Origin of the sequence: Prauserella cavernicola (assembly GCF_016595675.1) — a bacterium.
In the GTDB taxonomy this organism is placed as follows: Bacteria; Actinomycetota; Actinomycetes; order Mycobacteriales; family Pseudonocardiaceae; genus Prauserella_A; species Prauserella_A cavernicola.
This window is the reverse complement of the sequence record NZ_JAENJH010000076.1, coordinates 1-288: the sequence shown is the minus strand read 5'-3', so window position 1 is coordinate 288 and position 288 is coordinate 1. Positions and strand designations below refer to the sequence as shown.

1 pseudogene is annotated in these 288 nt (G+C 67.7%); it reads left to right on the top strand.

The window, feature by feature from the left end:
• Positions 1-34: 34 nt before the first annotated feature.
• Positions 35-288, top strand: a pseudogene (locus JHE00_RS34765) (mandelate racemase/muconate lactonizing enzyme family protein); the annotation flags it as partial.

The window sequence follows — 288 nt, the reverse complement described above, 5'->3', positions numbered from 1 at the left end:
GAGCCTGCGTCACCCCAGCGACATAGCGACTTTCGTGAAGCTCGAGGCATTGGACGTCGCCATCGCCAAGGTGCAGCGCAGCGGTGGCCTCACGTTGTCGCTGCGGCTGTGCTCGCTCGCCGAGGACTGCGGCGAGCGGCTGATGGGCTCCGGGCTCACCGACTCCGACCTCGGGCTCGCCTCGTCTCTGCACCTGTTCGCTGCGTTCGGCATCGACACGCCGGTCGACCTCAACGGCAGGCAGTTCGTCGACTCCGTCTACGCCTCGGGAGTCGAGGTGAAGGGCGG